At 45.7% G+C, this 15,448-nt stretch carries 12 protein-coding genes and 1 pseudogene; 3 read left to right on the forward strand and 10 right to left on the reverse strand.

What is annotated here, in order from left to right; translation table 11 throughout:
• Window positions 1-103: 103 nt before the first annotated feature.
• From rlmF to E0H88_RS07660, 6 genes are all read right to left on the reverse strand, one after another.
• The gene (gene rlmF, locus E0H88_RS07635; RefSeq protein WP_131273691.1) at window positions 104-1,078 is read right to left on the reverse strand and encodes a 23S rRNA (adenine(1618)-N(6))-methyltransferase RlmF; all 975 of its coding nucleotides are present in this window, start codon (window positions 1,076-1,078) and stop codon (window positions 104-106) included.
• Window positions 1,079-1,310: 232 nt separating this feature from the next.
• Entirely contained in the window at window positions 1,311-3,350 is a 2,040-nt protein-coding gene (gene ligA, locus E0H88_RS07640; protein ID WP_131273692.1) for an NAD-dependent DNA ligase LigA, read from the reverse strand.
• A 91-nt stretch (window positions 3,351-3,441) separates the two neighbouring features.
• Complete coding sequence (locus E0H88_RS07645) at window positions 3,442-4,392, reverse strand: cell division protein ZipA C-terminal FtsZ-binding domain-containing protein (protein ID WP_131273693.1); 951 nt, start codon at window positions 4,390-4,392, stop codon at window positions 3,442-3,444.
• Window position 4,393: 1 nt separating this feature from the next.
• A complete protein-coding gene (gene smc, locus E0H88_RS07650; RefSeq protein WP_131273705.1) occupies window positions 4,394-7,846 on the reverse strand; it encodes a chromosome segregation protein SMC in 3,453 nt (1,150 codons plus the stop codon).
• A 10-nt stretch (window positions 7,847-7,856) separates the two neighbouring features.
• Window positions 7,857-8,552, reverse strand: a complete 696-nt coding sequence (locus E0H88_RS07655) for a GntR family transcriptional regulator (protein WP_131273694.1) — start codon at window positions 8,550-8,552, stop codon at window positions 7,857-7,859.
• Window positions 8,553-8,905: 353 nt separating this feature from the next.
• A complete protein-coding gene (locus E0H88_RS07660; protein WP_131273695.1) occupies window positions 8,906-9,715 on the reverse strand; it encodes a sulfite exporter TauE/SafE family protein in 810 nt (269 codons plus the stop codon).
• A 30-nt stretch (window positions 9,716-9,745) separates the two neighbouring features.
• Here E0H88_RS07660 and E0H88_RS07665 point away from each other — a divergent pair, with 30 nt between their 5' ends.
• On the forward strand, window positions 9,746-10,504 hold the full coding sequence (locus tag E0H88_RS07665) for a biotin--[acetyl-CoA-carboxylase] ligase (protein ID WP_131273696.1): 759 nt from the start codon (window positions 9,746-9,748) through the stop codon (window positions 10,502-10,504).
• A 9-nt stretch (window positions 10,505-10,513) separates the two neighbouring features.
• The gene (locus E0H88_RS07670) at window positions 10,514-11,251 is read left to right on the forward strand and encodes a type III pantothenate kinase (protein ID WP_131273697.1); all 738 of its coding nucleotides are present in this window, start codon (window positions 10,514-10,516) and stop codon (window positions 11,249-11,251) included.
• On the opposite strand, the gene E0H88_RS07675 is transcribed toward E0H88_RS07670, so the two are convergent.
• The 3 genes from E0H88_RS07675 to ffh form a co-directional block, all read right to left on the reverse strand.
• On the reverse strand, window positions 11,230-11,817 hold the full coding sequence (locus tag E0H88_RS07675; protein WP_131273698.1) for an RBBP9/YdeN family alpha/beta hydrolase: 588 nt from the start codon (window positions 11,815-11,817) through the stop codon (window positions 11,230-11,232). The genes E0H88_RS07670 and E0H88_RS07675 overlap by 22 nt on opposite strands.
• A 141-nt stretch (window positions 11,818-11,958) precedes the next feature.
• Window positions 11,959-12,555 carry an RBBP9/YdeN family alpha/beta hydrolase gene (locus tag E0H88_RS07680; protein WP_131273699.1) on the reverse strand — a complete coding sequence of 199 codons (597 nt, stop codon included), beginning with the start codon at window positions 12,553-12,555 and terminating at the stop codon, window positions 11,959-11,961.
• Between the two features lie 200 nt (window positions 12,556-12,755).
• Entirely contained in the window at window positions 12,756-14,159 is a 1,404-nt protein-coding gene (gene ffh / locus E0H88_RS07685) for a signal recognition particle protein (protein WP_131273700.1), read from the reverse strand.
• 138 nt (window positions 14,160-14,297) lie between these two features.
• Here ffh and E0H88_RS07690 point away from each other — a divergent pair, with 138 nt between their 5' ends.
• Entirely contained in the window at window positions 14,298-15,104 is an 807-nt protein-coding gene (locus E0H88_RS07690; protein WP_131273701.1) for a cytochrome C assembly family protein, read from the forward strand.
• Between the two features lie 165 nt (window positions 15,105-15,269).
• Here E0H88_RS07690 and E0H88_RS16320 read toward each other — a convergent pair.
• Window positions 15,270-15,448, reverse strand: a pseudogene (locus E0H88_RS16320) (IS30 family transposase); the annotation flags it as partial.

The raw sequence follows: 15,448 nt of genomic DNA on the forward strand, positions 1-15,448 counted from the left end.
GATCTGACAGTTACCCAATTTTTTATTGTGTCTGTCAGATTAAATTTGAGCTACTACACCGACTTATGCGCCCACAAGCTCACTATTTCTGCCTAAAAACAAGCTAAGCAGAAGTCCAACGCGCATTTTTCCACGCCTGCTGTTTCTTTGCATCTAGAAAAGTCCAAGCGACAAAACGACTCTCTTTTTGCCCCTGCGTCATTTTAATGGTTTTCACATCCACTGCTCCGCTCTTACGCAAGGTATTTAAGAGCATTGGCAACGTTGTTTTCTTAGAAACCAGTGTACTAAACCAAAGGCATTGCTCAGCAAACTGTGTACTTTCTTGTACCATCTGGCAAACAAATCGTTCTTCGCCACCCTCACACCATAATTCGTTCTTTTGCCCGCCAAAGTTTAACACCAGCTTCGTCCGATCAACCGGTTTGCCCAGTTTTCTTAATTTTTGCGTTGCTGTGGTATTTGCTTCATCTTGCGAGACATGAAATGGTGGGTTACACAGGGTCAAATCAAAACGATCTGAGGGTTTCATCACACCTTTGAAAATATTGATTGCTGTTTTCTGTAATCGAATCTGAATCCCCTTTCTTAGATTCGGATTTGCCTGCACAATAAATTGAGCACTTTTAACGGATGCAGCATGAATATCTGAGCCGACAAATTTCCAACCATAACTACGATGACCAATGATCGGATAAATACAGTTTGCTCCCACCCCAATATCCAACACTTGAACGGCATGCCCTGTTGGAATCTGACCTTTATTGTTGAGACTCAACAGGTCAGCTAAATAATGAATATAGTCGGCCCTACCGGGAATAGGTGGGCAAAGATAATCTTGAGGAATATCCCAATATTGAATGCCATAAAAATGCTTGAGTAATGCTTTATTGAGCATTTTTACAGCGTATGGATCAGAAAAGTCGACTGAAAGATCGTTATATTGATTTGGGCGGACAAAAGGTGCAAGTTCCGGACAGCTCTTGATTAACTGGGGAAAATCGTAACGACTGCGATGCAGATTTCGTGCATGTAATTCCAATTTTTGTTGCGGAAAAGATTTCTTTGCTTGCGCCATGTGTATGCCAATAATCAACGGGAGAACAGAATAATCTGATAAGTCAGGATCTAGACCTGCAAATGAATCAATATTGTACGTGAATTCAACTCACAATGACGACCCTGTGCTTTTATTTGTCTGTCCCCTACCACAGTCACCAACGCTTATCATTTTGAAATCGCTGTAAAAAAGACACCTCAAGATTCATCATCCTCGGTGTCTTTTTCATTTAGGTCATTGTTTAGAAAGATCAGTCTTCTATTTGACCATGCTCTTTCATCAGTGCAATAAACTGTTCTTCATTTAAAACTGGGATACCCAGTTTTTCTGCCTTATCCAGCTTGGAACCAGCTTTCTCGCCAGCAACCACACATTTGGTTTTACTGGATACACTGCCACTAACCCGAGCGCCTAAGGCCTGGAGTAACTGTGTCGCTTCATCCCGTCCCATACTGCTGAGCGTGCCTGTCACTACCCAGCTTTCGCCATTTAGTGGCTGACGTGTCGGGGCGACTGGCGCATCCCAGTGAATTCCTGCTTCGAGCAAACGCTTGACCACTTCCAGGTTATGCGGCGCCTGAAAGAAATCGACAATCCATTCAGCAGTAATATCCCCGACATCCGGGGTTTTCTTCAAGGCTTCAATATCGGCATTTTGCAGTGCTTCAAAAGTCTGGAAAGTATTGGCCAGCATACGCGCCGTGGTTTCTCCCACGCCGCGAATCCCCAAGGCATAAATAAAAGAAGCCAGTGTGGTTTTCTTGCTGTTTTCAATGGCATCAAACAGGTTTTGTACCGACTTTTCACCCATTTTATCAATGCTTAAAAGCTGTTCACGATGTTCGTGCAAGCAGTAAATATCCGCCACATTTTTAAGCAGGTCGAGATGTAACAAACATTCCACCCAGCGATCGCCCAGACCTTCAATATCCATGGCCTTACGCGAAACAAAGTGGCGAATGGCTTCTATCCGCTGTGCAGCACAGTACAAACCGCCAGAGCAGCGTGCCAAGGCCTCGCCCTCAGGCATCACCACCGGTGAATCGCAGACTGGACATTGTTCCGGAAGATGAACCTCCACCGCCTCGTCCGGACGGAATTCTGGCCAGACTTTTTCCACTTTCGGAATCACGTCACCGCTACGGTATACGCTGACGGTATCGCCAATTCGGACACCTAAACGGTGGATTTCGCCAATATTATGCAGGGTGACATTGGACACTGTGACCCCACCGACCGCGACAGGGTTTAAACGTGCAACCGGGGTTAAAGTTCCGGTACGCCCCACTTGCCAGTCAATATTTTCTACCGTGGTTAAAGCCGCCACCGCCGGGAATTTATAGGCAGTTGCCCAACGGGGTTCACGGCTCAAAAACCCGAGCTGTCTTTGCTGTTTTAAGTCATCGACCTTGATGACCAGACCATCAATTTCAACACTTAAATCGGCACGTTCTGCATTGATTTTTTCATAGGCTTTTTGTACATCCTGAATCGTGTCACAAATAAAATGACTTTCCCCGATGGTAAAACCAAACTGGGTTAACCATTCCAGACTGGCATACATAGTGGTCTGGCCATGATGAGGTTCGCACTGTGCTATACCATAAGCATAAAAGGCCAGTGGACGTGAGGCTGCAACATTTGGATCGAGCTGGCGCAGACTGCCTGCCGCTGCATTACGCGGGTTGGCAAAGGTCTTTTCGCCTTTGGCTTCATTTTCGGCATTCAGTTTTTCAAAACCGGCTTTAGGAATCAGCACTTCACCCCGCACTTCAAGCAGCGTCGGCACCTGAGCCTGTGCAGAGCTTAAAACTTTCGGCAAGTTACGGATGGTTTTGACATTATGGGTAATATCTTCACCGGTTTCGCCGTCACCACGGGTAACCCCACGCACCAGCACACCATTTTCATACCATAGGGAAATGGCCAGGCCATCAAACTTCAGTTCGACATCGTACTGAATTTTCTGGTTTGGTAAACGCTCTTCAATGCGGCGCGCAAAGGCAAACAGTTCTTCCTGGTTAAAGACATTGCCCAATGACAGCATCGGTACGGCATGGGTCACGCTGGCAAATTTCGTGAGCGCTTTGCCACCGACTTTACTGGTTGGCGTATCCGCCTGCACATATTCAGGATATTGTTCTTCTAAAGCCTTGAGCTGATGAAAGAGTTGATCATATTCACTATCTTCAATGCTGGGTTGATCCATTACATAATAGGCATGGTTATGCTTGGCTAAAATTTGAATCAATTGACGCATTTGCGCTTTGATAGTGGAATTTTCGGTCATATCTACACCATAAAAAAGGGCGGTCTATTTCCGCCCTTCATAACTATTTGATCTACCCGCTATTATAGAAATCGGGTCACTCAGTTTCAAACTAAACTTCTGCGCTTTGACCTGCACGGTAATCAATTGCGAAATGACGCCATTGTTCACGTAATTGTGGCGTAAATTCCTGATTGTTCTGGTCATACACGGTGCCGTCAATTTCACGGGCAATCAGGCGTGAAATGCTGTCCATGGTATCGAAGGCATTTTGCACATCGCTGTGTGGCAATGCCAGGAAGAAGGCCAAACCTTTTACCTGTTCAGTGGACAGGGTTTCCAGATCAAAACCGGCTGCACCTTCGTCGGTAATCTGCAATACCGAGAACAGTAACTTGCTGCCATCTTCACTATAACGATGGAAACAGGCCATTTCACCAAAACGCAGGCCATATTTCAGCAACACTTTTAAGGTTTTCTCTCCGGAAAGCACCCGACGTTCCGGGTAAATATTCAGGGCAATAAATTCGGCCGCGGTCGACAAGGCACTGGCTTCATCCACACGTTGCTGCTCATGCAAATGCTCATCCAGAATGCTGCTTTCATCGTCAAAGTCTGAAATTTCAGCTTTTTCAATGCTGCTGTTCAGGTTGAATTCATCCGCTTTTTTATCTTCACCCTGCTGTGCCGGCTCTGGGCTGGCTGCCGATTTTTCCTCTTTTACCGCTGTAGCATCGGCTTTTAGCTCCGCCTGAGCGGGTGCTGCTGCCTGTTCAGCCTGAGCGGTTTCAGCCTTTTCTGCTTGCGCTTCTGCCTGCTGAGCCGCCGGAAGCTGTTCAGCCGCCGTTTCAGTTAAAGTCGGTTCAACACGTTCGGCTTCTTTTGCACTTTGTAATTGATCACGCACATGACGCGGAATGACCGGTTGCTGGCTGTCAGAATTGACATGAAGTTCCGAATCTAGTGACGGTGCTGCATCCCCAGGTTTTTTAAACAATAATCTTAAACCGAATAGCATAATGATGATGGCGATAACTATGCCAACAATCGTAGTGACTTCCATACTATGACTCCGCAACTAAACCGTATTCTTTTGCCTGTTCCAAATCGACAGTGACTAATTTTGAGGTGCCCGGTTCTGGCATGGTAACACCTAACAAATCGGTTGCCATCGTCATTGCAACTTTATTATGGGTAATGTAAATGAATTGCACCTGTTCAGAAAGTTCTTTTACCAGGTTACAAAACCGACCCACGTTGGCATCGTCCAAAGGTGCATCGACCTCATCCAGTACACAGAACGGTGCCGGATTTAAACGGAAGATGGCAAACACCAATGCCAATGCCGTTAATGCTTTTTCACCCCCTGAGAGTAACGCCAGAGAACTGTTACGTTTACCCGGTGGGCGCGCCATTAGTTTTACACCCGATTGCCAGTCATCTTCAAGGCTTAAACTGGCTTCTCCGCCATTAAATACTTTAGGGAACAGTTCTTGCAGTTCATGATTGACCTGGTCAAAGGTGGTCATGAATAACTTGCGGGTTTCCTGATCAATACTCTTCATGGCGCCTTGTAATTGATCGACCGTTTTTTCCAGGTCTTCAATCTGATGGCTCAGTTCTTCAAAGCGCCTGGAGACTTCCTCATATTCTTCAGAAGCTGCCAGATTGACCGCACCCAGTTTTTCAAAGCGCTGCTGTGCCTGTTCCAGCTGTTTTTGATGGGCCGCCAGATCAATATTCAGGCCACCAATCACCTCACTATTCAATGCAGCCAATTGCTCTGAATAATGCTGGAAGTCCGATTTGGCCACTTGCCAGGCCAGACGTTTCTCTTCCAACTGGCCACGCAAATTCTCGTCTTGCTGCTGGTGCTGATGACGCTGTTCGGTCAGATGCTGCTGTTTTTCCTGAACACTGTTCAGCTCAACCTGCCATTCATTCCAGGTCTTTTGCAACTTTTCGGTTATTTGCACCTGCTCGTTGAATTGCGATTGCAGCGCCGGCAGTTCCAGTTGCACCGGATCGACAAACTTTTTCGCCTGTTCCATTTGCGCAATAATCTGCTGATACTGTGCTTTTGAGAATGAAGCATCTTTTTCCAGCAATTCAATTTGCTGCCGGGTTTGCGTGACCTGACGACGTAGCAGCTCCAATTCCTGTTGCGCCTGCTGCCAGGTGTGCTGGGTGTTTTCCAGCTGTTCGGTCAGTTCCTCAACCTGGAATTGCAGGGTCTTATAATTCGGTAAAGCCTGTTCCAGTTTCAGGTTTAAGGCATGCAGGTCGATTTCCAGATCATCTTTCTGCATGGCATCTTCTTCCAGCTGCTCATCCAGCTGTTGAAGCTGACTGGCCAGTTGCTGTTTCTGAAGCGAAAAAGCCTGAGCCGTACTTTGTACTTTGGCCATGTTGACATCCAGCTGCTGCAATGCTTTTTGCTGTAGCTTTAACTGGTCTTGCTGATCTTGAATGTTTTTTTGCAGCGTTTGAATCTGTTTAACCAGTTCCGGCAATTGTTGTTCCGCGACTTCAAGCTGTGGCAACTGCTGTGCCAATGCTGTTTCAATTTCTTCCAAACGGATACGATGACTCAGTGCCCCTTGTCCTGCCTGACTGGCTTCATCGTAAAACAGACCGATCACCCAATCCTGAGCGACCTGATAACCATCCAGCGTCAAGATGGACTGACCAACGCCCAATTGCGACTGTAAAGCCAAAGCCTGATGAAGATTCTCCGCAACTGCCACCTGCTGCCAGATGGAATGCTGCGGCGATTCAATCCATTCGGCCAGACAAGGCAAACTGGCCAGTTGAATCTGCCCTTGTGCAAGCTGAACCTTCAGTTGACGGGCAATACTTTCCGTGAAATCTGCATTGGCATCCAGTACTTGTGCAGAGAGCCATTTGGCCAAAAACTTTTCAATCAGATTGGCATGCTCTTTGGCCTGATCCTTGAGCTTCAACACCTGCATCAACTGCACGGCATTGTTCTGGACTTTAGGGCTGTTCTTGATCAGCAACTGATGGAGGTTCTTCTGTTCCGACTGCAACACCTGAATCGCAGATTTTAAACTTGAAACATCATTTTTTTGCTGCGCATACTGGCTCTGTGCCCATTCTAATGTCTGTTTCTGCGTTTGAATGGCTTGTTCCAGCTGTTCAATCTGCTGAGACAGTTGAACTTTTTCACTTTCCAGCTGTTCAATATCCTCCAGCTGGTCCTGATTTTGAATCTGTGCGGCTTGCTGTTGCAGGGTCTGCTTTTGCTGTTCAATCCGGGCAATATTTTTAGCGAGCTGCTCACTTTGCGCCAGCATCTGCATTTTCTGCTGCTGCTGTTTTTCAACCTGGGCTTTGACCAGTTCAAATTGCTGTTGCACCTGTTGCTGCTGCGCTTTCAAATCCCCCAGAGTTTGACTCTGGTCCTGTCCCTGACTTTCTTGCTGCTGTAATTGTTTAGCCTGCTGTTCATGCTGAGCTTGCAAAGTTTCAATTTGCAATTCAATCAGTTGCAGCCGTTCTTTGGTCTGTAGTTTTTGCTGTTCCAGCTGACTCAAAGTTGTCGTATTTTGCTGGAACAAGGACTGCTTCTGTTCCAGCGTCACTTTCAGTTCAGCCAGTTTCTTTTCTGCCTGTTGCCATTCATTTTGCAACGGCGTGGACTGCTGAATCAGGCGCTGGAATAACGCACTGGTCGCGGTCAGGTCATGTTCCAGGGTAGTAAGTTCCGAACGCACCAGCTTGAAGGTTTCGCCCAGCTCATTCATCTGCACCGTATATTCTTGCTGTAAGCGGCTGCTTTGTTCACACTGGAACGACAGCACTTCCACTTTGATGGTGCGAATCCGGGTTTCCAGTTCTTTATACTGAATGGCAGTTTCGGATTGACGTTTCAGGGTTTTCAGCTGGGATTTCAGTTCCGCGGCAATATCTTCAAGGCGGGATAAATTCTGTGTGGTGTGGTCCAGATGCAATAGGGTTTCACGACGGCGTGCCTGATAACGGGAAACCCCTGCCGCTTCTTCAATAAACACCCGCATTTCTTCAGGTTTGGCATCCACCAGACGGTTAATCATGCCCTGTTCAATAATCGCGTAGGAACGCGGACCCAAACCGGTTCCTAGGAAAATGTCGGTAATGTCACGACGACGGCATTTGGTGCCATTTAAAAAATATTCAGACTTGCCATCACGGTTGACCTGACGGCGCACCGCCAGCTCCTTATAGGCATTGTAAGCGCCACCGAGCTTGCCATAGGTATTGTCAAAACGCAGTTCGACACTGGCCACACCGACAGGTTTTCGTTTTGCAGTTCCGGTAAAAATTACATCCTGCATGCTGCCGCCACGCAGCTGGCGTGCACTGGATTCCCCCATGACCCAACGTATGGCATCAATCACATTGGATTTACCACAACCGTTAGGTCCAACCACAGCGGTACGATTTGCCTTGAAATGTAAAGTGGTACTATCGGCAAAAGATTTAAAGCCGGAAAGTTTTAAGCTGCTTAAACGCATAATGTCCTGATCAACGTCGTGAACGTCTTGCCCATGCAAGTTCGATTTGTTTCATCCGTGTCAGAGATTCCAACACAAGGTTGCGCAAGTGTCGACAAAAATCATCCATAAATAAAGTAGCTTGTTGTGATTTTCGGATCAAAACTGCATCAGTCACCAACTTGAACAACTCAAATGATTCCTGCAGTTCACGGTGTGAGATATTTAAGGTTAAAAAATAGCTGCGGCGCAGTGAAGGTAACAGTTCCTGATAGACTTTCATCAAGTAAGGATTGCCGACCATTTCGTGCTGGCGTGACAAGCCCTGAAAGATTAGATCATAAAATTTTTCAGTATGACCGTGACGGGTTTCTTCATGCAACTGCTCAAGCAATGTCTGAATTCTTTCGGCTTCATGCGGACGCCAGGTTTCGGCCATGCGTTGCACGATTTGGCCACAGAGCAATGCACACATCTCAAACAGGGCACGTACCTGCTGGGCAGACATTTCCGAAACAATCGCCCCACGGCGGGGATAGATTTCGATCAGCTGCGTACGCTCCAGCAACAGTAATGCTTCACGTACCGAACCACGGCTGACATCCAGTTCAGATGAAATGCGCAATTCCTGAATGCGCTCTCCCTCAACCAGTTCACCGCGAATGATTTGCTCACTAATATGCCTGGCAATCTGCTCGGACAAACTGTCCTTTTCTTGTTCTTGCATACTGTTCCTATCTTGTTTTTATAAGATGCAATCAAAAAAACTTTTGAATAAATCCTGATTGTTACTTGCTTTTTTACTTGATTTTAATTACAAAAGATATGACATTGTCAGACAATTTTCAAGTCGTAAAAGCCAATATCAGGGTGTGATAAGCGGATCGAATACAAGCGTCTATCCCCTTTCAGCTTCTGTCTTTAGCCCTTATTCTCCCTCATAAGCAATTCATTTAAAATAAAAAATAAATACAGCTTTAATTCTTTCATTTCCAAAAGCAACAGAATAAGTGATATTCTAGTGTGCATGTAAAAAACCATAGCACACCTTCTCATCTCTTTTATATCGTTTTTTCTAAATTAAAAAAAGGTCGAAAAACCTTGATAAATAAAATACACCCCGACAGTTGCCAACAGGCAGGCAAAACATCTTTTCAGCATGGCTGGCGATAACTTATGCGCCACTTTTGCGCCTAGCTTCGCCGTCATGAAGCTCATGACACTAATGCCAATAAAGGCATAGATATGCACATAGCCAATGCTATGCGTTATTTCAGCCTCAGTATTGGAACCAAACCACATAAAGCCCAAGGCACCGGCAATGGCAATCGGCAAGCCGCCTGCGGCTGAGGTGGCCACTGCTTTCTGGATCACCACGCCATGACGGCTTAAATACGGCACGGTCAGACTGCCACCGCCAATGCCGAATATGGCAGAGGCAACCCCGATTCCGCCTCCGGCCAGGATTTGCATGGCTCGGGAAGGTAAATGATGACTCGGGTCCACCGCTTTGCTTGCGCCATTAAACATGGTGTAAGCCACCCAAAGGGCAAAAAAGCCGATAAGCAATTGCAAACCCTGACCCGACAGATAATCCGCAATCCCTGCCCCTAAGAATGCCCCTAAAGCCAGTCCGGGTGCCAAGTTACGAAATACATCCCACATCACCGCGCCTCTTTTATGGTGCGCTGTGACCGAGCTGATGGAAGTCACAATAATGGTGGCCAGCGACGTGCCTACGGCCAGATGCATAATCACCGAAGGATCATAATGTAACTGGCTAAATACAATATAAAGAATGGGAACAATAATCAGGCCGCCACCCACCCCAAACAGTCCAGCAGCAAAACCCGCCATTGCACCAATCAATAAATATATGATTAACTCCATTATTCACATTCCACAGTTACTTAGATTTAAATGGATTTAGAGACCCGACAGCTGCAAAAAATCCTGGATGATGCCCATCAGCTTCCTGAAATTTTGCTACTCAAACCCGTCACCACATCGACCAATGACGATGTACGTGAAATTGCATTAAAAGGCGTACAGAGTGTTCTGGTTTGCAGTACCCGACAAACTCAAGGTCGTGGACAGCGCCAACGACAGTGGGTATCCCCTGAAGGCAACATCTATTTAAGCACATTGCTGAATACGCGAACAGCCATTGATGGCCGGCTTGCGCTTGAAATTGCACTGAATATTTTACAAATGCCGAGTTTGCAAGATTTAGATTTGCAAGTGAAATGGCCAAACGACCTGTATAGTTGCCAAGGTAAATGGGGCGGCATTCTGGTTGAACCGATTTCCCCGCATCAGTTTATTGTCGGGGTCGGGATTAATCTTGAGCCTGTTCCCAAAGCCCAGATTGACCAGCATGCGACCTCACTGCGTGAATTAGGATTACAGGATATTTCACGTATTCAGCTGATTGCAGAACTGTTTATGGCCATCCAGCAAGCCAGCGCATGGTTTGATCATGACTGCTATAACCTCGCTGCACGCTTTAATCATTATGCGGCTTTTAAAGATCAGGCCGTTGAATTTGAGCACCTTTCGGGAGTATGTTCAGGAATCTTCCTGGGCATTCAGGATGATGGTTCGGTCACTATTGAAACCTCTGACGGTTTAAAACAGTTTTATCAAGGGCGCTTACGCTGCCTGGACACCTCTCTTTAGAGAAATGCAATGAAGAATTTATGGCTGGATATCGGCAATACCCGACTCAAATACTGGATTACTGAAAACGACCAGATTGTTGAACATGCGGCAGAATTGCATCTGCAATCTCCTGCCGAACTGCTATTGGGCTTAATCCTGCATTTTAAAAATCTGGATTTACAGCAAGTCGGGGTATCTTCCGTTCAGGACAAAAAAAATAATGAACGCATCCAGAAAATTCTCAAGTTTTTAAATGTGCCTGTCACTTTTGCCAAAGTGCATGCCGAATATGCCGGCCTGCGCTGTGCTTATGAAGATACCAGCAAGTTCGGGATAGACCGCTGGCTGCAAATGCTGGCGGTGGTGAATAATCCAGCGCAAAAATACTGTGTGATCAGTTGTGGAACTGCGCTGACCATTGACCTGACCGATGGCCTGCAACACTTGGGCGGTTATATCCTGCCCAATCTGTATTTACAGCGTGATTCCCTGATTCAAAATACCAAAGGCATCAAGATTCCCGACGCAACATTTGATGAGCTTAGCCCGGGTCGCAATACCATCGATGCCGTTCATCACGGCATTCTGCTCAGTCTGGTCAGCACCATTGAAAAGGTCCTGCAAAAATACCCCAGCCAACTGATTTTAACCGGGGGCGATGCTTCGCTATTTGCCAAATATCTTGCCCAGTATCAGCCTGTTATCGAGCCGGATCTGCTGCTGAAAGGCCTGCAAAATTATATCTATTCCTTGGCCGAGGCCTGATTTTCAGAAATAAGATAAGGCTGAATGACCTGCCAGACTTCGGGCAGTTCACTACAGCCTTCAGAATCGATAAAATGCCCCTGATGCTTGGCTGCAATCAGTTCGGCATCCAGGCTTTCAGCCTGTTGAATACTGCACTTGGGCGGTACATGCTCATCCCCTTGCGAATAAATCACCACGCGATGCTCAATCTGGCGTTTTAGCAATTCAAAATCAATCCGCGCAGCATCAATAAACGGGTTCACTTCATTCAGACGTCCCAGACGCCCATTAAAACCGGCAATCAAAACCAGCTGTTGAATGCGCTGATGAATTAAATGTTTGGATAAATAATGCATTGCCGCAATAGTCCCCAAGCTATGCGCAATCACAATACTGTTTTCATCCAGACGACCCGCCTGCTGTTCTATCTGCGATTCCCAGACTGACAGCCGGGGATGTGTTGATGGATCCAGACGCAAAATGTTCACACTAAAATGCTGTTCAGCAGCAAGCCGTTGCAACCAGGGATACCAGTTTTCTTCCGGGCTGGCAGTATAGCCATGTATGACAATCACTTGAGCCATTGTTGGGGTTCCATTGCAGCTAGTCGCTCTAGTGTGCAATAGGCTCAGCCGGAATGAAGTGATTCATTTGTTGGTGTTTTTATAAAAAATGCATCACTGAAAATATTTATTCTGCAATTTAAGCCATTACTTGATAAAAGGTTACAAGAGACTCTGGCTAGATGTATGATGCAGCAAGGGTTTCAGCACATCCCAGACCTGGTTAAATTCATCAAAACCATCGCTGCGCATAAAATGACCGGCATGGTTTACCTCCTGCATCTGGGCATTAATGTAATGCCCGAGTAATACGGCTTTGGGGGGTGACACATAAGGGTCATTGCAGGAAAACAGTAAAAAGCGGGTCGCAATCTGTTTTTGCAAAATGGCCATGTCTAATTTTGCCTGCCGGATAAAACCGTCCAGTTCAGGCAATGCAGTGAGTTTATCCTTAAAGCCAGCCACTAGAATCAGCCCTCTAATCTGGGTCTGGCTCAGTGCCTGGGTTAAAAAATGCAGACTTGCAAGACAACCTAAACCATGCGCGACAATAATGCTTTCCGGATCTAAACGGGGTATTTGCAGCTGTATTGCTGCTTGCCAGTTCTGAAAATTTGGCGCACTCGGATCGGGCAAGGTCAGCCGTCTTGCCAGATGTCCTGAATGCTGGATTTGCTGGCTGAGCCAAGGAAACCAGTGATCATTGGCAGATGACTGATCACCATGAACGATATAAACTTTCTTTTTTAATTGTGACATAGGCTTTCTTCTTATTTAAAAGTGCTTATCAAGTCATATTTTTGGAATTATTTTATTATGATATGCCGCTTAGATTCAAAAAATCCAGCCTGTTCGTCACAAAAGTGGCTGGATTTTTTCAAAGTGTTTTTAGCATAGAAAAAAGGCAATAAAAAAGGCGCATTACGCGCCTTTTTCTGATCGAGCCTTAAGGCTCCATCTTATTTCTGATCTTTATTACCAAAGAGTGGCCCCATACCACCGCCACCGAACTGTTTTTGCATATTGCCCAATGAACGCATCATTTTTGCCATACCTGACGGATTAGCAAATTTTTTCATCATTTTCGCCATTTGCGCATGTTGCTTGATCAGTTTATTCACTTCGGCAACATCCATACCGCAACCGGCAGCAATACGTTTTTTACGGCTCGGGTTCATCAGGTCCGGGTTACGGCGCTCTTTGATGGTCATCGACTGGATAATCGCTTCCATCTTTTTCACTTGCTTTTCAGGGTTTGCCTGTGCAATTGCATCCTGAATACCCGAGTTGCTCATGCCTGGAAGTTTATCCAGGAAGCCCATCATGCCACCCATTTTGTTCATTTGCTCAAATTGCATCAGCATGTCTTCAAAGTTGAAGCTGCCGCCTTTTTGCAATTTCTTCGCCATTTTTTCGGCTTTTTCTTTGTCGATCTTGCGTTCAACTTCTTCGACCAAAGAAAGCACGTCACCCATGCCGAGGATACGCTGCGCAATACGCTCAGGATGGAATGGCTCAAGCGCATCAAGTTTTTCCCCCATACCCAGGAACTTGATTGGCTTGCCAGTAATTGCACGTACCGAAAGTGCTGCACCACCGCGTGCATCACCATCGGTTTTGGTCAGGATCACACCTGTCAATGGTAAGGCATCATTAAAGGCTTTGGCTGTATTTGCCGCATCCTGACCGGTCATGGCATCGACCACGAACAGGGTTTCGGTTGGCTTGATGGCAGCGTGGAGCTCTTTAATTTCGTCCATCATTTCGTCATCGACGTGCAGACGACCTGCGGTATCGACAATCAAGACATCAGCGAACTGAATTTTTGCCTGTTCAATTGCACGATTGGCAATGGTAATCGGTTTTTCATCTGCGCTGGATTCAAAGAAAATCGCGCCTACTTCACCTGCTACCGTTTGCAGCTGCTTGATTGCCGCTGGACGGTAAACGTCGGCAGAAACCATGGCCACTTTTTTCTTTTGACGCTCTTGCAGGAAACGCGCAAGTTTTGCCGCCGTGGTGGTTTTACCCGCACCTTGCAAACCTGCAAGCAGGACAACTACAGGAGGTTTGGCTGCAAGATCAAGGCTTTCATTGGCCTCGCCCATCATTTTGGTCAGTTCGTCATGTACAATTTTGACGAACGCCTGGCCCGGTGATAACTGAGTCATCACTTCTTGGCCCAATGCCTCTTCCTTAACTTTCGCGATGAACTCACGAGTTACAGGTAATGCCACATCGGCTTCAAGAAGTGCCATACGCACTTCACGTAACGTATCTTTAATATTGTCTTCGGTTAGCTGCCCTGAGCCAGTAACATTTCTTAAACTCTGCGTGAGTCGTTCTGTTAAGGTATCAAACATTGCAAATTCCGCTTAAAATAGCCGTGAGCAAAAAATTGTTTCTTAAAATAGAAAATTTATGCATAGAATGCTATAGGATACTGTAGTTCGCATCGAATTTATATAAATGAATATTCATCATCCTGAAAAAGGTTTGACATGATTAGCCTGCCCCTGGTTTACACGATCTTAGCATTAGTCGCTTATACCTCATCCTTCTGGTATCTGTTTATTCACTTAATGTCAAAACGTGATCCAAACCATTGGTTTTTAGGGCTTGTTCTCGGTTTAGGGTTGTTGTTGCACGGCGGTGTTCTGTGTAGCGATATGCTGACCCCTTCCGGCATTAACTATGATGTTTTTGTGTTAATGTCATTTACCTCCGGTCTGATGCTGCTGCTCAGCCTGCTGTTCAGTACCTTCCGTCCTATTTTGGCGCTGAATTTACTCGGCATTCCGGTTGCTGCAACCGGCCTGATTTTAGGTTTTGCCTTAAGCAAATCCAATCAGGTGATTGAGCAGCATTCCTTAGGTTTAGACATTCATATTATTTTGTCTTTATCGGCCTATGCGGTTCTGCTGATGGCGACCATTCAGGCCGTGATTTTGTGGTTTCAGAACCGTGAATTAAAGAATAAAACCAAAAGACTCTGGGTCAATTTATTGCCGTCGTTTCAGGCCATGGAATCATTGCTGTTTGATTTAATCATTACCGGTTTTACCTTGCTGACTTTAGCGCTTGGTTTTGGTTTCTTTACCATTGAAGACTTCTTTGCCCAGCATTTGGCGCATAAAACGGCGTTTAGTATTATTTCTTGGTTTGTTTATGGCTTCCTGTTAATTGGCCATTACCAGTTTGGCTGGCGCGGTCAGAAAGCCATTCGCTTTACCCTCATTGGTTTTATGCTATTGGCGATTGGTTTTATTGGGTCCAAGTTTGTGCTGGAAATGATTTTGGGCAAGTAAGATTTTTTTTTTGAGTTTGCCTCATTAAAAGCATGGAACAGTGATTAAATAATAAGCATGGAACATGATAAATTATTAAAAAAGCCCATGTATCCGTACTTGGGCTTTTTACTACACGATAAGGTTATGATTTATATAAAATAAAAAATAGCTGTTATTCACCACTTAGATTAGCATTTGAAGTGCAACACCATGTTGTTGCCATAATACCTGACTCGGACTTTTAAAGCCGAGTCTTTTTCTTGGGCGATGATTCAAACGTTGAGTGATTTCTGCAATATATTCATCTGTATAGGCATTTAAATTACTGCCTTTTTTAATATATTGCCTGATTAAGCCATTGG

This window comes from Acinetobacter sp. ANC 4216, assembly GCF_004331195.1.
Classification (GTDB): Bacteria; Pseudomonadota; Gammaproteobacteria; order Pseudomonadales; family Moraxellaceae; genus Acinetobacter; species Acinetobacter kookii.